Here is a 19,323-nt window from a genome sequence, read left to right as displayed (position 1 = left end):
TTTCCTCCTTTTCCTAAAAGTCTAAGCCGTTTTCGCGCGCAGCTTCAGCCAAAGCTTGCACACGACCATGATAAAGGTATCCGCCACGGTCAAATACAACTTCTTTGATACCCTTGTCTGCAGCACGCTTAGCAACTACAGCACCAACTGAAGCAGCTTGTTCAGTCTTTGTGCTGCCGCTAACTTCACTGTCTAAAGTAGAGGCACTAACTAGCGTCACACCCGCTACGTCATCAATAACTTGAGCGTAGATGTTTTTGTTTGAACGATAAACATTTAAGCGTGGGCACTCAGCAGTACCAGAGATCTTACCACGGACACGCGTATGACGTTTTTGACGTGTCTTATTCTTGTCTGGTTTTGAAATCACAATTTTCACCTCTTAATTAAAATTAAAACAGCATCATGCTGCAAGATTATTTACCAGTCTTACCTTCCTTACGACGAACAAATTCGCCAACGTAACGAATACCTTTGCCCTTGTAAGGTTCTGGTGCACGAGTTGCACGAATGCGAGCTGCACAATCGCCAACTTCTTCCTTATTGATACCGGAAACGATAATTGAAGTTGCAGATGGTGTTTCATAAGTAATGCCATCTTCTTCTTCAAATTCTACAGGGTGAGAATAGCCAACGTTCAAAACGAGCTTCTTACCTTGCATTTGTGCACGGTAACCAACACCACGAAGTTCAAGTTCCTTCTTGAAACCTTCTGAAACGCCAACAACCATGTTGTGGAAGTTTGCACGCGTTGTACCGTGCAATGATTTAGACTTGTTGTCATCAGATGAACGTTCAAAAGTTACAACGTTGCCTTCAACGTTGATTTTGATCAAATCTGAAAATTCACGAGTTAATTCACCTTTAGGACCCTTGACAGTCACAACGTTGCCGTCTTGCTTGACTTCAACTCCTGCAGGCAATTCAACTGCTTTATAACCAATACGACTCACGGAATGGACACCTCCTTGCGGTTAATTTATATTACCAAACGTAAGCAATTACTTCGCCGCCAATTTTCTTAGCGCGTGCATCTTTGTCTGTCATGACACCTTCAGATGTTGACAGGATAGCGATGCCCAAGCCGTTAAGAACCTTAGGAACAGCGTCTGCTTTAACGTATGAACGCAAGCCTGGCTTAGAGATACGACGAAGGCCAGAAATTACGCGTTCGTTATTTTTACCATATTTCAAGAATACGCGGATGATGCCTTGCTTGTCATCATCGATGTATTCAACATCACGGATAAATCCTTCATTCTTAAGGATTTCAGCGATGTCACGTTTCATCTTTGAAGCAGGAACTTCTACGGATTCGTGCTTTACCATGTTGGCATTGCGAATACGTGTCAAGAAGTCTGCAATTGGATCAGTCATTGCCATGTTGTTTGCCTCCTTTTATAGAATATTTGGATTACCAGCTAGCCTTTTTCATGCCAGGGATTTGACCCTTGTGGGCAAGGTCGCGCAGGCAAACACGGCATAACTTAAATTTACGATATACAGAATGTGGACGACCACAGCGTTCGCAACGTGTGTAAGCTTGTGTCGAGAACTTGGCTGGTCGATGATTTCTTACAACTTGTGACTTTTTAGCCAATGTAATACCCCCTTATTTAGCGAATGGCATTCCGAGTTGTGTCAAAAGTTCGCGTGATTCTTCATCAGTATTGGCTGTCGTAACGATAACGATATCCAAACCGCGTACTTTATTAACATTATCAAAATCAATTTCAGGGAAGATCAATTGTTCACGTACACCCAATGTGTAGTTGCCGCGACCGTCAAAGGCGCGCTTGCTTACACCGTGGAAATCACGCACACGTGGCAATGAAACTGAAACCAACTTGTCTAAGAATTCGTACATACGTTGGCCGCGAAGCGTAACTTTGGCACCGATGGCCATGCCTTCGCGAAGACGGAAACCGGCGATAGACTTCTTAGCACGTGTAATTACAGGCTTTTGACCAGCAATCAGTGTAAGTTCTTCGACAGCTTCATCCAAATTCTTAGCGTTTGCTACAGCATCACCAACACCCATATTGATAACGATCTTATCAACCTTTGGGGCTTGCATGATTGATGTGTAATTGAATTTTTCCATCATTGATGGAACGATTTCTTTATCATATTTTTCTTTTAAACGATTGACCATGAAGAATAGTTCCTCCTTTCTCGACTAATTAGTCTTCTTTATATTCGATAGCATTTCCGGATTTCTTGGAAACACGAACTTTCTTGCCATCAACAACCTTGAAGCCAACACGTGTTGGTTCGTTTGTAGATGGGTCAATGAGCATAACGTTAGAAACATGAATTGGTGCTTCAAATTCAACGATACCGCCATTTGGGTTTGCGTTGTTTGGCTTTTGATGTTTCTTAACGACGTTTACGCCTTTAACGACCACGCGATCCTTGGCAGGCAATACGCGTAATACAACGCCTTCCTTGCCCTTGTCCTTACCGGCGATCACTTTAACTTTGTCATTGCTTTTGATGAACATTCTGCTTGCGCACCTCCTTGCCTGATATACGGTTATTACAATACTTCAGGTGCTAAGGAAACAATCTTCATGAAGTTTCCGTCACGTAATTCACGAGCAACCGGCCCGAAAATACGTGTACCCTTAGGTGACTTATCATCACCGATGATTACAGCGGCATTTTCATCAAACTTGATGTAAGAACCGTCTGCACGGTGTGCACCAGACTTTGTACGAACAACAACAGCCTTGACAACATCGCCTTTTTTGACAACGCCACCTGGTGTTGCTTGTTTAACAGTAGCAACAATAATGTCACCGATATTTGCAGTCTTCACACGAGAACCGCCCAAGATCTTGATAACCAAGATTTCACGAGCACCTGAATTATCAGCGACTTTCAAACGACTTTCTTGTTGGATCACAGTATGTGACCTCCTTTCGCTATTAGATAGATCAGAATACGAATGTTAAGTTGATTATCAGATTAGATAATAACTGCTTTTTCAACGATTTCTAATAAACGGAAACGTTTTGTAGCTGACAATGGGCGTGTTTCCATAATCTTGACGATGTCGCCAACTTTTGCTTCGTTGTTTTCGTCATGTGCCTTGTACTTCTTGGAATACTTGACACGCTTGCCGTAAACTTTGTGGTTAACATAAGTTTCAACAACAACTGTGATTGTTTTATCCATCTTGTCAGAAACGACACGTCCTTGATAGACTTTGCGTTGGTTACGACCTTCACTCATGCGCGATTAGCCTCCTTCTTCGTATTCTTACTTGTTTAATTCTTTTTGACGCAATACTGTCTTGATGCGTGCAATCGACTTGCGAACTTCCTTTAAGCGAGCCGTATTTTCTAATTGACCGGTAGCTAATTGGAAACGCAGGTTGAATAATTCTTCTTTGAATTGCTTTTCTTTTTCAAGCATTTCAGCAGTGGTTAATTCATTAAGTTCATTAATCTTCATTTGATTCGCCACCTACCTCACGTTTTACAAACTTTGTCTTGACTGGGAGTTTGTGTGATGCCAAACGCAATGCTTCACGGGCAATTTCTTCAGAAACGCCGCCGATTTCAAACATAACCTTGCCGCGCTTAACTGGAGCTACCCAACCTTCTGGAGCACCTTTCCCAGAACCCATACGAACACCGATAGCCTTAGCTGTGTAAGACTTGTGAGGGAAAATCTTAATCCAAACTTTCCCACCACGCTTCATATAACGAGTCATTGCAATACGAGCAGCTTCGATTTGACGGTTTGTGATCCAATGTGAATCAAGAGCCTGCAAACCAAATTCGCCGAAAACAACTTCCTTGCCGCCTTTAGCTTCACCACGCATCTTACCGCGGAATTCACGACGGTGCTTTACACGTTTTGGTACTAACATAGATTATTTCCCTCCTTTGCTGTTATCTTTCTTTTCTGGCAAAACTTCGCCACGGTAAATCCATACCTTAACGCCCAATTGGCCGTATGTCGTGCGAGCTTCAACCCATGCATAGTCGATATCAGCACGCAATGTGTGCAATGGAACGGTACCTTCTGAGAAACGTTCGACACGAGACATGTCAGCACCGTTCAAACGACCGGCAACTTGGACCTTGATGCCTTGTGCGCCAGCACGCATCGTACGTTGGATAGCTTGCTTCATGGCACGACGGAAAGCAACACGGTTTTCCAATTGTTGCGCAATGCTTTCGCCAACAAGCTTAGCATCCAAATCAGGCTTCTTGATTTCCACAATGTTGATGTGTACTCGCTTGCCTGTCAAATTGTTCAATTCTTTACGAAGCTTTTCTACTTCAGAACCGCCTTTACCGATTACCATACCTGGCTTAGCTGTATGGATTGAAACGTTAACGCGCTTTGCTGCACGTTCAATTTCAACGGTAGAGACAGAAGCGTCGGCTAACTTCTTTTCAATGTATTTGCGGATGTGCAAATCTTCGTGAAGGTTTGATGCAAAGTCTTTTTCAGCGTACCATTTTGCATCCCAGTCACGAATGATACCAACACGTAACCCTGTAGGATTAATTTTTTGACCCACGCGTTATCCCTCCTTATTTAACAGATACAACAACTGTGATGTGGCTTTTGTGCGCTTGTTGATTGGAGAAGCAGAACCCTTAGCACGAGGACGGAAACGCTTCAATGTTGGTCCTTCGTTTGCATAAGCTTCGCTTACATACAAATCTTCAACATCCAAATCAAAGTTGTTTTCTGCGTTCGCAATTGCAGATTTCAATACTTTTTCAACTAAGAAAGCACCGGATCTTGGTGTGAACTTCAAGATGCCCAATGCTTCAGCAACACTCTTACCGCGAATAAGATCGATCACAAGACGTGCTTTACGTGCAGGGATTCGAACTGTCTTGGCAGTTGCTTTTGCTGATGTTACTTGTTCAGCCATTTTTTATCCTCCCTTGATTACTTGCCTGTCTTCTTATCGTCTGCTGCATGGCCGTGGAACGTACGGGTTGGAACGAATTCACCCAATTTATGTCCTACCATATCTTCTTGAATGTAAACTGGAACATGCTTACGTCCATCATACACAGCAATTGTGTAGCCAATGAAGCTAGGGAAGATCGTGGAACGACGTGACCATGTCTTGATAACTGACTTCTTTTCTTGATCAGCTTGTGCTTCAACCTTCTTCATCAAATGTTCATCGACGAAAGGTCCTTTTTTCAAACTACGACTCAAAGTATGTCCTCCTTTCGGAACATTAACCGCCTTTATGCGGCATGGAGATTATTTCTTGTTGCGACCGCGAACGATCAACTTGTTAGAACGAGCTTTCTTGGAACGAGTCTTGTTGCCGGCTGTCTTCTTGCCCCATGGAGACATAGGAGATGGACGACCAACAGGAGCTTTACCTTCACCACCACCGTGTGGGTGATCGTTAGGGTTCATTACGGAACCGCGAGATTGTGGACGCTTGCCCATCCAACGGGAACGACCAGCTTTACCGATATTGATCAATTCGTGTTGTTCATTGCCAACAGCACCGATCGTTGCACGGCATGTTACGAGGATCATACGAACTTCGCCGGATGTAAGACGAACGATTGCGTACTTGCCTTCCTTACCAAGCAATTGTGCTGACGTACCGGCTGAACGAACCAATTGACCGCCCTTGCCAGGCTTAAGTTCGATGTTGTGAATAACGGTACCGACAGGGATGTTTGCCAATGGCAAAGCATTACCTACCTTGATATCAGCTTCTGTACCGGATTGGATTTCTTGGCCAACTTTAAGGCCCTTAGGTGCAAGGATGTATGATTTAACACCATCAGCGTAAACAACCAATGCAATGTTAGCTGAACGGTTTGGATCATATTCGATTGCTTTAACTGTTGCAGGAACATCATCTTTAATACGCTTGAAGTCGATCAAACGATATTGACGCTTATGGCCACCGCCACGGTGACGCACTGTGATATGACCGTAAGAGTTACGACCTGCAGTCTTGCTCTTCTTGGCAAGCAATGACTTTTCTGGCGTAGTCTTTGTGATTTCAGCGAAATCTGAACCAGTCATGTTGCGACGACCGTTAGAGGTTGGTTTGAATTTCTTGATTCCCACTATATTTCCCTCCTATTAATTATTTTATTCTTCGTCGAATAATTTGATTTCATTTGATTCGGCAGTCAAAGTAACGATAGCCTTACGACGCTTCTTTGTGTAGCCTTCGTAGCGACCCATGCGCTTCTTTTTGCCTTTAACGTTCATAACGTTGATCTTAGCAACTTTAACGTCAAAGATGTCTTCAACAGCAGCTTTGACTTGCGTCTTCGTTGCGCGTGTATCAACGTCAAACGTGTAACGCTTGTTGTCCAATTCAGACATTGATGCTTCTGTGATAACTGGACGTAAAATTACATCACGTGATTCCATTATGCAAGAACCTCCTCTACTTGAGAAAGAGCTCCCTTTGTGATGACCAACTTGTCGTTGTTAACAACATCCAATACGTTCAAGCCCTTAGCTGGGATAACTGTAACGTTGGCCAAGTTGCGAGCAGCCAATGCAGCTGTCTTGTTGTCATCTTCAAGAACTACTAAAACTTTGGATTTAACGTCTAAGTTGTTCAAAACTTCTGCAAAAGCCTTTGTCTTTGGTGCTTCAAATGTCAAAGCATCAACAACAACCAAGCTGTTGTCCAAGACCTTTTGAGAAAGGACGGACTTGATTGCCAAACGACGAACCTTGCGTGGAAGCTTGTATGCGTATGAGCGTGGTGTAGGACCGAAAACAGTACCACCACCAACCCATTGTGGTGAACGGATGGAGCCTTGACGAGCACGACCTGTACCCTTTTGACGCCATGGCTTCTTGCCACCGCCGCGAACAGCGCTTCTGTTCTTGACAGCGTGTGTGCCTTGACGCAATGATGCGCGTTGCATGATAACTGCGTCGAAGACAACATTGTTATTTGGTTCGATACCGAAAACTGCATCGTTCAATTGAACGTCACCGTTTTGTGTACCATCTTGCTTAAATAATGCTACTGTAGGCATGTGTATTTTTCCTCCCTTCCTCTAATTATTTAACCGTACTCTTGATTGTAACGTATGACTTGTTTGCGCCAGGAACGTTACCCTTGATCAAAAGAACGCCATTTTCCGTATCAGCTTTAACGATGTCCAAGTTTTGGATCGTAACTCTCTTGCCACCCATACGTCCTGGTAACATCTTACCTTTCATAACACGGTTAATGATAACACCCATTGAACCGGGACGACGATGGTAACGAGAACCGTGAGCCATAGGTCCACGACTTTGTCCCCAACGTTTGATGTTGCCTTGGAAACCATGTCCTTTGGACGTACCTGTTACGTCTACGATGTCGCCTGCTTCGAAGAGATCTGCCTTAACTTCGTCACCGACTTTGTAATCTCCCTGCACATCGCGGATTTCACGAACGAAGCGCTTAGGAGCAGTTTTTGCTTTATCTGCATGACCTTTAGCAGGTTTGTTGACGTTCACTGCGCGTTGATCGTCGAAGCCCAATTGGATTGCGTTGTAGCCGTCGTTTTCGACCGTCTTGACTTGCAATACCACGTTTGTACCAACTTCAACAACCGTTACAGGAACTAATTCACCATTTTCAGTGAAGACTTGCGTCATACCTACTTTTTTTCCTAAGATTCCTTTAGTGGTCATGAGTACACCTCCAATTATTTGAATTTATATATTATAATTTGATTTCGATATCTACGCCTGATGGCAAGTCGAGCTTCATCAATGAGTCAACTGTCTTTGGCGTTGGATTTACGATATCGATCAAACGCTTGTGTGTGCGCATTTCGAATTGTTCACGAGAATCTTTGTGCTTGTGTGGTGAACGGATAACCGTATATAATGTGCGTTCCGTTGGCAACGGAATAGGACCGGAAATTTGAGCACCTGTTCTCTTTGCTGTTTCAACAATCTTATCAGCAGATTGATCTAAAATGCGATGTTCGTATGCCTTCAAACGAATACGAATCTTTTGTTTTGCCATTGTGTTACCTCCCTCGTCTATTTTAAAAACAAGACTAGCTCCGTGAAAATTACCGACACACCTGTGGCAAAGCGGCCGGGTGTGTCGCAACCTTTCACATCATAGCTCATTTCAAAAGTTAAACAACTAAATTTGCACCTGTCCCTTGCACAGGTACCTTTCTATGGTATTACAAACAAAACTGAAAAGCAAGCAAAAATTCTATTTTTCATAACTTTTTTTACGCATGGACTCTTGATCAAATTAAACGTATAATATAGGAAAAAAGCTGCGAGGTATTTCAATGAAAGCTTTACTTGTCATCGACTACACTAACGACTTCATTGCCCCAAACGGTGCATTGACTTGCGGAGATCCAGGGAGAAAAATCGACGACCGCATCAAAGAACTTGCGGACTCTTTTTTAAAGAACGGCGATTATGTCATCTTCCCGACGGACACTCATCAAAAAAACGACCCGTACCATCCGGAAACAAAACTGTCCCCGCCACATAACATCAAGGGCACGAGCGGTCATGACCTTTATGGAAAAACGGCCGAGTGGTTCAATGCCCACAAGGATTCGGATTTTGTCTATCAATTTGATAAAAATCGCTATTCCAGTTTCCAAAACACTAATCTGGACAACTACTTGCGCTCGCGCGGAATCACCGAACTTTGGCTCAGCGGTGTTTGCACCGACATCTGCGTACTCCACACGGCAATTGCTGCCTACAACCTCAATTATTCTTTGACGATTCCCAAAGATGCCGTTGCAAGCTTTGATCAGACCGGTCATGAATGGGCAATGAATCATTTTAAAAACTGTCTCGGAGCAACGATCGTCTGATCTGCCAAATACAGTGCTCAGCCTTCTTTCTACACATATAGAAAAGATTATGCAAAACAAACAGGCAGGAAAAAACTCTGTCTCAAATTGAAAAACCGGATGATTTGCAATTGATTGCAAATCTGATCCGGTTTTTTGTGTATGCATGACAATCGCCTTCCATGATGGAAATAACCCAAAATAGTTTGGCGATAAATTTGACTGAGAGCTTGGCATGCTGATTTATCAGGTGCTGCATTTGGCAAAAGACCTGCCGTTTACGGACACACCGATGAAAATGGGCCTTCTGTCCGTAAATGGCCTGCTCCAAAAATGGCACTTCGTCCGTAAATTTGCATGAGATTTTGACCAGATTGGTTGAGCAGCACTGTATTTAAAAAAGCCGGACATAGTACAGCCTTCGTTCGGCATTTCATTTAATTCAAGAGAGAAACGGGACTTTTTTCCCAGCCTCTTTTTAGCAATACTGATTTTTAGGGTTGGTCATCGTATTTTTTGATTTTTCATAGTAAAAGGCAAAACGTTGTTGAATCGCTTCCTTTTTTATTTCGTTTTTGATGCCCAACGTTTCACAAGTTGAAATTACGTCTTCTTTGGTACATCCAAGTTCTCCGTGAAGGATGTTGAATAAAGCCTCATCAACGATTTTGACCGATTTCAATCTTTTCTTCAGCGTTCGCAGGCACTGTCTTTTGTTTTTAACGAATTTTTTCTCACGTTCGCTGAGATAATCACGACAGTTTCCGTCAACGACTCCGTTTTGACAAAAAACGGTCATCATCTGTTCAAAGTCGATTCCCTTTGTCAGGCATTCTTGGAAGAGTTCTTTTTCAAGTCGTTTGAGCGTGTACCCCTGCTTATTGTTGCTCTCAAAAACAAGCCTCCGTAAATGATCAATCGCATTCAGATTGCCTAAGACAAAGTTAAACGTCCTTTTGTCATCAATAATCTTTATGAAAAATTCATCTCTGCATTTTCCATAAATCTTCAAATCATAAAGGAAATCACCATCATCCATGATCATTTTGATTCTTTCAGGATAAATCACGCTGTCAAGCTGAAAGTTTTTCTTTTGATAATTGACCAAAACGAAGTTCGCAACGGTAACCACGCCGCCCTTATAAGCATAAATCACCTTGATATAGTAATGAATCCCGTCAAAAGGAAGCTTGCAGACAAGTCTGTTTTTATCAATGACGATCGTTTTTTCTTCAGGAATCTGATTGTCGCCAAATAATGCGACCACGCCTGCGTCATCCGGAATAATATAGTAGACGTCAGTTTCATTAAGTCCTAATTCGTCAATCAAAAAACCATTTACGCAATTTTTCAATTCACCCAAGCTGTCGGAAAACGAAAAATCATGGATGCTGACCAGCTTCTGCAAAGGCGTCGACAAGGGATTGACCAAATTTTGCGGAAAAACGTTGCGAAAACAATCCTGAACCTTAAATCCTTTAAAGCGCTTTTCTTCAAGATAGTTATCTTCCAAATCTTCAAATGGAGAAAATGTAAACAAGTGATTATCGTTTCTTATCAAAGGACTGGGGGCCAATTCAACGTACCCTTGATTGATGCACCACTTTTCAAACGATTCGTTAAACAAATCTATGCCTCCTCAATCATTTTGCCAATTCTTTCTGATATTTGATAGATGCTTTCAATATCGTCTTCTGCAAACATGATTAAACACAACAGATCAGAATTTCCAGTTGCGCCTTTCTTTGATGAGCTTCCGTACTGGATGCACTTGAATCTTGCTCCAAGCAGTTTTCCCATATTTTCGGGAATTGCCGTATGGTTGGCATATATTCCGACAACTGCTGCGGCTTGCTTTGGCTGCGGGATTTGCTTCATTTTCAAATATTGTTTTCCGTTTTTCAACTCCCAGTAGGTTTTGCGATAGTCCTGGCCAAAAGCTAGTTCCACTATTTCCGGAATATGCCATCCCCCCAAGCGCGCTCCGACTTCACAAAACGTCAGCGCATCCGTGACGGAATTATAGAACCATTCCATATGAAACGCAATCGTTCCCTTACCGTTGGTCAATATTTTTAAAACTTCTGCGGTATCTTCTTTCAATCTTGATATTAATGAAGGATTTTTCCAATAATTCTCATTCGTGTGGATTATCGTGTATCTTTCAATATCGCAATTTGAAACCTTGTTCGAATATTGATTGGAGAAGAATTGAATCAATTCGTCCTGATAAAAAACGCCGTCACAAGTAAACATTACATCATAATCAACCGCTTCTTCCAAAATAAGCTCGTCATCCGCCACAAGATTTGCCCTTGTCCGTTCAAACTCAAACTGATTCGTATAAAAATCGACCCCAAGCGACGCCTCTGCTCTTCTCGGCTTGATTACGCCCTTTTCCGGAACTTTTTCAGCTGAAATTTCCGGTGTCATCGCAACAAAATCAGGTTGCTCGATTTTTCCTTGAAGCACGGAACGCATATAATATTTGTCCTTAAACAATGCCAAAGTCGGCTTGTTTTTTTCGCCAAAAAAATAATCATTGATTACGTCGATCCATTCAATATCATTTTCCTTGAGCGTAAAAACTTCATCAAAATCCGAAAACTTTTCAACCAGATCTTGGACAATCCTGAAAACGTGTTTGAAATCTATGCTTTCTGCAATTTCGATCTTTTCTTTCAAAAAGCCAAGTTTCAAGTACCTCTCAAAAGCATTGGCCGTCGTGATGACATATCCGTCAAAATCAGGATCAAACCCGATTGTAGTCGGTGAATACGGATAAACAAATATTTTCACTTTTTATCTTCCTCTTCATAAGCACTGCTAAAATCAACCCACTCGTTGATTTTCCTTAACTCTTGCAAAATTCCATCAGTCGTTTTACCAAATACGGAGACGGCAGCAATCGCGTCAACGCTTGAATGTCCGTAATCGTATTTTCTGCCCGTACGTCCATAAATATAGTAATCATATGCATTTTTTGAAGGCACGTCAAACAACGATTGAGGCGGAAGCTTTGTTAGCACCCCTTTTCCCGGTGCCGTTAAAACAAAACCGCAGCGTCTTTTCGAAAGTTTTTCATCAATTTCTTTCAATAATTCATTTGAAGAATCATGACCCGTCATGTGTTCCAACAAAATTTTGTCAGGATCTATTCCTAAATTGTACACGAACTCTTGATTGATCCTTCCACCGCCGATTCTTGATCCGACTTCAAGAAAAGTTGCTTTTTTCCCATCATGAAATGCTTCCAAATGGACGATTGTGCTTTGGGGCGTTGGCATCGCACGCAAAACGTCTTCAGTCAGTTTTTTCAAATCCAAGGCGATTTTTGATGTCTGCTCAATCTGAATGCTTGCAATCGATTTTTGATCCTGATAACAGAGCGGAGTATTGAAGTACTTTGAAACGACCGAATATTTGATTTCGTTATCCAAAACCAACGCGTCAATGTGGTAGACATCGCCTTCGACAAAGGTTTGCGCGATATAATTCGAAAGGTCGGCCTTACTGGTCAAATCACCCAAGTCATCAGTTTTTTTGATTACGAACGTATCTACCGATCCGGCTCCAAAACGCGGTTTTAAAACCACTGGAAATTTATCTTCCAGTTTCAAAACGTCCTCGATTCCTTCAACTTTAAACGTCTGCGGAACGTTTAGCGACAATTCGCTCGAACAAAGCGTTTCATACATCGTCCATTTATCGCGAAAGGCTTTTGCGCTTTTAACGCTCTGACCATTGATTCCCAATTCTTCACGCAACCGAGCTGCAGGCAGAATCATCTCTTCCGTGTATGCGAAAACAACGTCAATCTTATTTTCGCGATTGATTTTAAGCCCGTTCCAAATAACGTTGTCATCAGTAAATGCTTCAATTGACTTCACTTGGCAAAATTCATCCTGATTATTCAATTTCAGCATCTTATTCATGTTGTTTTCATATTTTGTTTGAGTCAGAATCGTAACCCGCTCGCTTTTGAGTCCGTCCAACCACCCACAAAGATTCATATACCCTTCTCTTAACGGTGAAATTATTAAAACATGCATTGTATATCCCCCTACTCTATATTTTTTATGCTGATTCTGTTTTTCAGTATGATCCAAAGAAGATTCATGCTTGATAGTCCAAGCGCGACAACTACCAATAACCACTTCCATGAAAAAGCAAGCAGATGCCCAAACAAAAATGATGCGATCGGCAAAGCCAGATTGGCAATCAAATACGTCGTTGAAAAAGTTTTGCCGATATATTTTTGCTCAACGTGCGTTTGGATCAAACTTTGAAGCGCAATATTATACCTTGTTATGATTGCGGCCAAAAAAAACATTGCCAAAATGAGCGCTGGAGCTGAAACGGCAAACAACAGCACCATGATCAACCCACACGAAATGACCAAGCCGAGTCGTTCAACCCTTAGCGAAGTATCCAGCTTGATTTTTTTGATCGACAAAGCACCGATTATGCCTCCAACAGCCTGACATGAAATTGCAACACCGTAAACGGAAGCATTATGCAAGATTTTGGTCGTAAAATAAGGCAGCCAAACATTGATTCCCGACAGGAAAAAATTAAGAATGAATCCTGACAAGGCCATAAACAGCAACGGTCCGCTGTTTTTAATCAATTTTATGGTTCCGAGATACCCGTTCGAATTTCCGGCCGTTTTTACACTATCGGCTTTCCGCAAACCAACCATCAACAAGGCACACAAAACAAACGATAATCCGTTTAAAAGCAACGCGCCTTCCAAGCCGATAATCTTTTTTGCAAAAAGCCACGTTGCTGCTGGCGGAATCAAAACCGTACAAAGCTGAGATGCAAAAGTTATGCTTCGATTGAATGCAACTATTCGTGTCTTCTCAACGCTGATTGACGTGATGGTTTTAAAAAGCGGCGAACTGAGATAGCTGCCGATGTTCAAAAGAAATACCAGCAAATAGACCGTCAGTGGTTTGCCAATCAGCTGTTTCTGCTCTAAAAATGCAATGCCGCATACCAAAGAAGATACTGCATTTATCATAATCAAAACCCGCAGCCTAAATGAGCTGTCCGCTAAGTATCCGCCAATAAATGAACAAATCGCTGCTGCAAGCGTCGTGAATGCCATTGTATTCCCCAATATTCTGGCTGAACCAAATATCTGGACAACCCACAAATCAATCACTGCGTTAAAAAATAATGTCCCGGCCGTCGAAATTGTTTTCGACGACAGCAATGCTTTTTCCACCATATCACCTTCAAGAACAAAAAATTCCTTTAAATTAATAATACTCTCACAATTATATCACCTTTTACTTATTTTACAATCGATAAATAATTTGTTTATTGAATAATGTTCACTAAAGACAAGTAAGCGGTCGTTAAAACAGCGGTGTGTACACAAATAGCCCGAGATAGTATTATTATCTCAGGTTATTGCGTATGCATCGTTTTTATTTTCTTATTTATGAGGTAAGATCGATGTTCCATGGGAGAAGTTGGCGGAACCTTTCAGGATCAAATACCTCAATGTTGGTAATCTCCGTTAATACTTTTCTCAAGTATTTTTCAGGATCCAACTGATTAAGTTTGGCCGTATATATCAGCGACAACGCAACGGCATTAGCCCTTGCGCCTTCAAAAGTTGACGAAAACAGCCAGTTTTTTCTCCCCATCACGCTCTCTTTGACAGCACGTTCTGCGCTGTTGTTGGACAATTCAAAATATCCTTTTTCAAAGATGTTCAGAATATGCTTTTCTTGACCCAGGGCGTAGTTTTTGGCTCTTCCCAATGCTGACTTGGCAGATGCGGTAACTGAAGCTATCTTGGAAAATACCCGCTTGACTACAGGAAGGAGTTTTCTTCTTCGATAGTTCAAGCGTTCGTCATCATTGAATTTGGTTGAGAGTTTTCTTTCCAATTCAAAGACTTCATCGATGTCTTTGACTATTTCTCCGCTAAAAGATTTTGAGGCTTTGTAGCTGCTGTTTTTCAAAGAATCGACAAAATAGCGACGAACATGAGCCAGGCACCCCAGGTGTCTGGTCCTGTCGAGAAAATTATATCCGGCATAGCCGTCAGTTTGGACATAACCATTAAAATCGCTCAACAATTTCTTGGCAGTATCGGATGATCTTCCGTCACTGTGAGTAAATGCGGCAATATTTTTTTCTTCAAATTTTCCACTTGTGACAACCCAATAATAAGTGTTTGCTTTTTCTGAAGCCAAAGTATTATAAGGTGTTTCATCCACATGAAGAAATCGCTGCCTTTTCAGCTCTTTCAATAAAAGATCATACAGCGGCGAAAGCTGATTGTTGAAGACGTCGATCATCCATTTTGACATTTGTTGACGAGTCAACGGCAATCCCCTAAGCTTCCACATTGCCTCCTGGCGATAGCAAGGAACTTTGTAGACGTACTTCATCGCGGCAATATGCGCAATGATCGAAGGAGATCCTGTCTTACTGTGACTGATGAGCGAACGGGGCATCGGAGCTTTTGAAATCTTCGAATGATCATCCGAAGAACATTCAGGGCACTTGTATACTGCCTGATGATGTTCGATAAGCCTGAGTTTTGCCGGTACGAACTTCACCTCTTCACGAATCTTAGGATTCGCGACCTGAACGAGACGGGCACAACACTTAGGGCAGGAACATTTTTCATCAGGCATCACATGATTCACAATTTCGACCGGAATTTTTGAAGTATCAATCTTCCGGTTTTTTTTGCGAATCTTTTTGGTATACGATTTTACCGAAGCCTCTTTGGAATCTTCAGTCTTTTCGCTTTGTTCTTCTTCCAGATCAAACAGGTCTAATTGTCTGTCATCTTCTTGAAGACGGCGCGTTTTTTCAGTTTTTTTTCCAAAAAGTTTGCTTGTCAGAAAAGCAATTCGTTCATTCAGTTCAGCGACTTGTTGTTCCAGCTCTTTGATACGCTTATCTTTTTCGTCCATCTCGTTCACCTCCGTTCCGTATGCATGAATTGAATTATACATGAAAACTCCTGCCAAATCCATATAAAAATGTAAGGCAGGAGTATCAATATTTAACAAAGCAGCCCTTTTTCACAAGGAAGAATGGTTTTCTTTTCCTCTACGGAAAATCCGGCCAAGAGTCTGCGCAATTGATGCGCGTTTATCTTTTTGACCTCGCTCTGATTTCTCGGCCACTGAAAGCGTCCGTTTTCGATGCGCTTGTAATACAGCACGAATCCTGTTTTGTCCCAGTAAAGAGCCTTGAAACGATCGGAACGTGTACCGCAAAACAGAAAAATCGCATTATCATAGGCGTCCAAACTGAACGCCTCGGTAACAAGAGCAGCCAATCCGTCTATCCCTTTGCGAAGATCGGTCTTACCGCAAATGAGATAGATTTTCATATTATTTATATTTGGAAACATTTTGATCACGATACCAAAGATAGTTGTTCAAATTTTTGAGAATCTCTCTCGAAGCTCCGTTGTAGATTCGGATTTCAACATCTTCCGTAATAATTTTCGCAGCCATTTCCCTGACCGGTCGATATGTTTCTTTAGGGCTTAGGTCAACAAGGTTGACTTCCACGACGTCATCCAATTTCATATTTAAACCTCCGATATACTTGATGTTTAAAGCATACCAAGACATCAGAGGTTTATGAAGAACGCTTATTTAACGACCGCTTACAAAGATAATATCATACTGTATAAAACACTCAAAAAAGCAATACATTTTGTCAAAACCGATTTACACAATGTCCTTATATTTTTCTGCACAAAAAAACACGTCCCGCATTTCTGCGAAACGTGCTTTTTTCTTCATTAAGAATTAGGCGTTAGCACCATTCTTCTTGATAATTTCTTCTTGGATAGCCTTTGGAACTGGCTCGTAGTGATCCATCGTCATTGTGAACGTACCACGACCTTGTGTTGCGGAACGCAATGTTGTTGCGTAACCGAACATTTCTGCCAAAGGAACGAATGCATTAACAACTTGTGCATTGCCGCGTGCTTCCATACCTTCAACGCGACCGCGACGAGCCGTAACGTGGCCCATAACGTCACCCAAGTTATCTTCCGGAGCAACGATTTCAACCTTCATGATTGGTTCAAGGATTACGGCACCTGCCTTAGGAGCAGCGTTGCGCAATGCCAAGGATGCAGCAACCTTGAAAGCAGCTTCGGATGAATCGACTTCGTGGTAGCTACCATCATAGAGCTTAGCCTTAACGTCGATCAATGGGTAGCCTGCAAGGACACCATTTGCCATAGCTTCCTTCAAACCTTGTTCAACTGAAGGGATGTATTCACGAGGAACGACACCACCAACGATTGCGTTTTCGAATTCGAAGCCTGCACCTTCTTCGTTTGGCGTAAATTCGATCCAAACGTCACCGTATTGACCTTTACCACCGGATTGACGAACAAACTTACCTTGTGCGGAAACTTGTTGCGTAAATGTTTCACGGTAAGCAACTTGCGGTTCGCCGACCTTAGCTTCAACGTGGAATTCACGTTTCATACGGTCAACGATGATGTCCAAGTGCAATTCGCCCATGCCGGCAATCAATGTTTCGCCAGTTTCAGGGTTTGTTTCAGCCTTGAATGTCGGATCTTCTTCAGCAAGTTTTTGCAAAGCAACGTCCATCTTATCTTGGTCTGCCTTGGACTTAGGTTCAACGGAAACTTGGATAACAGGATCAGGGAATTCCATTGATTCAAGAATCAACGGATGCTTTGGATCCGTCAGAGAGTCACCTGTTGTCGTATCTTTCAAACCGATAGCAGCAGCGATGTCGCCAGAGAACACTTCTGGGATTTCCTTACGGTGGTTGGAGTGCATTTGGAGAAGACGACCAACACGTTCACGCTTGCCCTTTGTAGCATTCAATACGTATGAACCAGCTTCCAAAGTACCTGTGTAAACACGGAAGAATGTCAAACGACCAACGAACGGATCAGTTGCAATCTTGAATGCCAAACCTGCAAACGGCTTGTCATCATCGGCAATCAAATCTTCTTCTTCATCCGTATCTGCATTCGTAGCCTTGTATGGCTTAACGTCAAGAGGTGATGGAAGGTAGTCGTTGACACCGTCAAGCATCATTTGAACACCCTTGTTCTTGAAGGCAGAACCTGCAAATACAGGGTATACGTCCAAGCTGAGCGTTGCTTTACGGATAGCAGCCTTGATTTCTTCCTTTGAGATTTCTTCGCCGCCAAGATATTTTTCCATGATTTCGTCATCAACGTCAGCCAATGCTTCGATCATTTGATCACGGCGTTCTTCAGCTTCTGCTTTGTATTCTTCAGGAATATCAACAGTATCCCACTTTGAACCCAATTCGTCTTCGTCATAAAGGTCAGCCTTCATTTCAACCAAGTCGATAACACCTTCGAAGTTGTCTTCAGCACCGATTGGCATTTGAACAGGCAATGGGTTTGCTTGGAGACGATCCTTGATCGTGCTTACCGAGTAATCGAAGTTGGCACCGATCTTATCCATCTTGTTAACGAAAACGATACGTGGAACGCCGTATGTCGTAGCTTGACGCCAAACGTTTTCTGTTTGTGGTTCTACACCGGATTGAGCATCCAAAACAACTACGGCACCATCAAGAACACGGAGGGAACGTTCAACTTCGACAGTGAAGTCAACGTGTCCTGGGGTGTCGATGATGTTGATGCGGTGATCTTTCCATTGAGCCGTTGTAGCAGCTGATGTAATTGTAATACCACGTTCTTGTTCTTGTTCCATCCAGTCCATTTGTGAAGCGCCATCATGTGTTTCACCAATTTTGTGAATCTTACCTGTGTAGTACAAGATACGTTCGGTTGTTGTCGTCTTACCAGCATCGATATGGGCAACAATACCGATATTACGTGTTTTTTCCAAAGGGAATTCACGCTTGTTTGCCATTTGAGATTTCTCTCCTTCCAATATTGATTAATTAAGGTTTCTCTCAAAAAAATGACTATCATAAGATTTGTATAAATCATATAATAGCCATTTCAAATTACCAACGATAATGTGCGAATGCGCGGTTGGCTTCAGCCATCTTATGTGTATCTTCGCGCTTCTTAACTGCTGCACCCGTATTGTTTGCAGCATCCATGATTTCGTTTGCCAAACGTTCTGGCATCGTATGTTCGCCGCGTAAACGTGAGTAGTTTACCAACCAACGAAGACCCAATGTCGTACGACGATCAGGGCGAACTTCGATTGGAACCTGGTAGTTGGAACCGCCGACACGACGTGCCTTAACTTCCAATACAGGCATGATGTTCTTCATTGCTTCTTCAAAGACGTCCAATGGTTCATTACCTGTCTTTTCCTTAACAATATCAAATGCTTCGTATAAAATCTTTGATGCTGTCCCGCGCTTGCCGTCCAACATAAGACGGTTGATCAAACGTGTAACCAATTTTGAGTTGTAAATTGGATCTGGAAGCACTTCGCGTTTTGAAACGCCACCTTTTCTTGGCATTACAACGACCTCCTCAAATTCTCGTAGTTTTCGTTAAATTAAATTCAGTGATTGA

27 protein-coding genes and 1 pseudogene are annotated in these 19,323 nt (G+C 42.3%); 1 reads left to right on the top strand and 27 read right to left on the bottom strand.

Annotation, left to right across the window (positions count from 1 at the left end; translation table 11 throughout):
* Window positions 1-13 precede the first annotated feature (13 nt).
* The 18 genes and pseudogenes from rplR to rpsJ all read right to left on the bottom strand — a co-directional run bounded on the left by rplR (window position 14) and on the right by rpsJ (window position 8,002).
* Window positions 14-379: a 50S ribosomal protein L18 gene (gene rplR / locus LRC_RS01550; protein ID WP_003692965.1), complete on the bottom strand. Its 366-nt coding sequence runs from the start codon at window positions 377-379 to the stop codon at window positions 14-16.
* Between the two features lie 37 nt (window positions 380-416).
* The gene (gene rplF / locus LRC_RS01545) at window positions 417-953 is read right to left on the bottom strand and encodes a 50S ribosomal protein L6 (protein WP_014072868.1); all 537 of its coding nucleotides are present in this window, start codon (window positions 951-953) and stop codon (window positions 417-419) included.
* A gap of 31 nt (window positions 954-984) precedes the next feature.
* Window positions 985-1,383 carry a 30S ribosomal protein S8 gene (gene rpsH / locus LRC_RS01540; RefSeq protein ID WP_003692961.1) on the bottom strand — a complete coding sequence of 133 codons (399 nt, stop codon included), beginning with the start codon at window positions 1,381-1,383 and terminating at the stop codon, window positions 985-987.
* A 31-nt stretch (window positions 1,384-1,414) separates the two neighbouring features.
* Entirely contained in the window at window positions 1,415-1,600 is a 186-nt protein-coding gene (locus LRC_RS10380) for a type Z 30S ribosomal protein S14 (protein WP_003692960.1), read from the bottom strand.
* 12 nt (window positions 1,601-1,612) lie between these two features.
* Window positions 1,613-2,155: a 50S ribosomal protein L5 gene (rplE, locus tag LRC_RS01535; RefSeq protein WP_003692959.1), complete on the bottom strand. Its 543-nt coding sequence runs from the start codon at window positions 2,153-2,155 to the stop codon at window positions 1,613-1,615.
* A 28-nt stretch (window positions 2,156-2,183) separates the two neighbouring features.
* Window positions 2,184-2,504, bottom strand: coding sequence for a 50S ribosomal protein L24 (gene rplX / locus LRC_RS01530; protein WP_003692957.1), 321 nt, complete (start codon window positions 2,502-2,504; stop codon window positions 2,184-2,186).
* Between the two features lie 35 nt (window positions 2,505-2,539).
* On the bottom strand, window positions 2,540-2,908 hold the full coding sequence (gene rplN / locus LRC_RS01525) for a 50S ribosomal protein L14 (RefSeq protein ID WP_004050293.1): 369 nt from the start codon (window positions 2,906-2,908) through the stop codon (window positions 2,540-2,542).
* 62 nt (window positions 2,909-2,970) lie between these two features.
* Window positions 2,971-3,237, bottom strand: a complete 267-nt coding sequence (gene rpsQ / locus LRC_RS01520) for a 30S ribosomal protein S17 (protein ID WP_003692954.1) — start codon at window positions 3,235-3,237, stop codon at window positions 2,971-2,973.
* Between the two features lie 27 nt (window positions 3,238-3,264).
* Window positions 3,265-3,459: a 50S ribosomal protein L29 gene (gene rpmC, locus LRC_RS01515; RefSeq protein WP_003696805.1), complete on the bottom strand. Its 195-nt coding sequence runs from the start codon at window positions 3,457-3,459 to the stop codon at window positions 3,265-3,267.
* Window positions 3,449-3,880: a 50S ribosomal protein L16 gene (gene rplP, locus LRC_RS01510; protein ID WP_003692951.1), complete on the bottom strand. Its 432-nt coding sequence runs from the start codon at window positions 3,878-3,880 to the stop codon at window positions 3,449-3,451. Before rplP ends, rpmC begins: the two co-directional genes overlap by 11 nt.
* Before the next feature lie 3 nt (window positions 3,881-3,883).
* A complete protein-coding gene (gene rpsC, locus LRC_RS01505; RefSeq protein ID WP_003692949.1) occupies window positions 3,884-4,540 on the bottom strand; it encodes a 30S ribosomal protein S3 in 657 nt (218 codons plus the stop codon).
* A gap of 13 nt (window positions 4,541-4,553) precedes the next feature.
* Window positions 4,554-4,903, bottom strand: a pseudogene (gene rplV, locus LRC_RS01500) (50S ribosomal protein L22).
* A gap of 17 nt (window positions 4,904-4,920) precedes the next feature.
* Window positions 4,921-5,199: a 30S ribosomal protein S19 gene (gene rpsS, locus LRC_RS01495; RefSeq protein ID WP_003692946.1), complete on the bottom strand. Its 279-nt coding sequence runs from the start codon at window positions 5,197-5,199 to the stop codon at window positions 4,921-4,923.
* A gap of 48 nt (window positions 5,200-5,247) precedes the next feature.
* Window positions 5,248-6,081 (bottom strand): 50S ribosomal protein L2, encoded by an 834-nt coding sequence (gene rplB, locus LRC_RS01490; RefSeq protein ID WP_003692944.1) that lies wholly within the window; start codon window positions 6,079-6,081, stop codon window positions 5,248-5,250.
* A 24-nt stretch (window positions 6,082-6,105) separates the two neighbouring features.
* Complete coding sequence (gene rplW / locus LRC_RS01485; RefSeq protein ID WP_003692943.1) at window positions 6,106-6,393, bottom strand: 50S ribosomal protein L23; 288 nt, start codon at window positions 6,391-6,393, stop codon at window positions 6,106-6,108.
* The gene (gene rplD / locus LRC_RS01480) at window positions 6,393-7,016 is read right to left on the bottom strand and encodes a 50S ribosomal protein L4 (RefSeq protein WP_003692941.1); all 624 of its coding nucleotides are present in this window, start codon (window positions 7,014-7,016) and stop codon (window positions 6,393-6,395) included. The genes rplW and rplD overlap by 1 nt, the downstream gene beginning before the upstream one ends.
* A gap of 25 nt (window positions 7,017-7,041) precedes the next feature.
* Complete coding sequence (gene rplC, locus LRC_RS01475) at window positions 7,042-7,662, bottom strand: 50S ribosomal protein L3 (protein WP_014072866.1); 621 nt, start codon at window positions 7,660-7,662, stop codon at window positions 7,042-7,044.
* Window positions 7,663-7,693: 31 nt separating this feature from the next.
* Window positions 7,694-8,002 carry a 30S ribosomal protein S10 gene (gene rpsJ / locus LRC_RS01470; RefSeq protein ID WP_003692937.1) on the bottom strand — a complete coding sequence of 103 codons (309 nt, stop codon included), beginning with the start codon at window positions 8,000-8,002 and terminating at the stop codon, window positions 7,694-7,696.
* Window positions 8,003-8,285: 283 nt separating this feature from the next.
* On the opposite strand from rpsJ, the gene LRC_RS01465 reads away from it, so the two are divergent.
* Complete coding sequence (locus LRC_RS01465; protein ID WP_014072865.1) at window positions 8,286-8,831, top strand: cysteine hydrolase family protein; 546 nt, start codon at window positions 8,286-8,288, stop codon at window positions 8,829-8,831.
* Between the two features lie 457 nt (window positions 8,832-9,288).
* Here LRC_RS01465 and LRC_RS01460 read toward each other — a convergent pair whose 3' ends face one another.
* The 9 genes from LRC_RS01460 to rpsG all read right to left on the bottom strand — a co-directional run bounded on the left by LRC_RS01460 (window position 9,289) and on the right by rpsG (window position 19,268).
* Window positions 9,289-10,437, bottom strand: coding sequence for a hypothetical protein (locus tag LRC_RS01460; RefSeq protein ID WP_014072862.1), 1,149 nt, complete (start codon window positions 10,435-10,437; stop codon window positions 9,289-9,291).
* A 2-nt stretch (window positions 10,438-10,439) separates the two neighbouring features.
* Window positions 10,440-11,609 carry an ATP-grasp domain-containing protein gene (locus tag LRC_RS01455; RefSeq protein WP_014072861.1) on the bottom strand — a complete coding sequence of 390 codons (1,170 nt, stop codon included), beginning with the start codon at window positions 11,607-11,609 and terminating at the stop codon, window positions 10,440-10,442.
* A complete protein-coding gene (locus LRC_RS01450) occupies window positions 11,606-12,862 on the bottom strand; it encodes an ATP-grasp domain-containing protein (protein ID WP_014072860.1) in 1,257 nt (418 codons plus the stop codon). Before LRC_RS01450 ends, LRC_RS01455 begins: the two co-directional genes overlap by 4 nt.
* An 11-nt stretch (window positions 12,863-12,873) precedes the next feature.
* Window positions 12,874-14,046 (bottom strand): MFS transporter, encoded by a 1,173-nt coding sequence (locus LRC_RS01445; protein WP_014072859.1) that lies wholly within the window; start codon window positions 14,044-14,046, stop codon window positions 12,874-12,876.
* A 214-nt stretch (window positions 14,047-14,260) separates the two neighbouring features.
* On the bottom strand, window positions 14,261-15,820 hold the full coding sequence (gene tnpC / locus LRC_RS10375) for an IS66 family transposase (RefSeq protein WP_082271488.1): 1,560 nt from the start codon (window positions 15,818-15,820) through the stop codon (window positions 14,261-14,263).
* Window positions 15,821-15,849: 29 nt separating this feature from the next.
* Window positions 15,850-16,182, bottom strand: a complete 333-nt coding sequence (gene tnpB, locus LRC_RS01430; protein WP_014073767.1) for an IS66 family insertion sequence element accessory protein TnpB — start codon at window positions 16,180-16,182, stop codon at window positions 15,850-15,852.
* Window position 16,183: 1 nt separating this feature from the next.
* Window positions 16,184-16,384, bottom strand: coding sequence for a hypothetical protein (locus LRC_RS01425; RefSeq protein ID WP_014073217.1), 201 nt, complete (start codon window positions 16,382-16,384; stop codon window positions 16,184-16,186).
* 225 nt (window positions 16,385-16,609) lie between these two features.
* Complete coding sequence (fusA, locus tag LRC_RS01420; RefSeq protein WP_014072856.1) at window positions 16,610-18,700, bottom strand: elongation factor G; 2,091 nt, start codon at window positions 18,698-18,700, stop codon at window positions 16,610-16,612.
* A 97-nt stretch (window positions 18,701-18,797) separates the two neighbouring features.
* Window positions 18,798-19,268: a 30S ribosomal protein S7 gene (gene rpsG / locus LRC_RS01415; RefSeq protein ID WP_003692838.1), complete on the bottom strand. Its 471-nt coding sequence runs from the start codon at window positions 19,266-19,268 to the stop codon at window positions 18,798-18,800.
* Window positions 19,269-19,323 lie beyond the last annotated feature (55 nt).

This window comes from Ligilactobacillus ruminis ATCC 27782 (genome assembly GCF_000224985.1).
GTDB lineage: Bacteria > Bacillota > Bacilli > Lactobacillales > Lactobacillaceae > Ligilactobacillus > Ligilactobacillus ruminis.
Note: the sequence above shows the minus strand (reverse complement) of the source record. Positions and strands in the feature narration are given on the sequence as shown.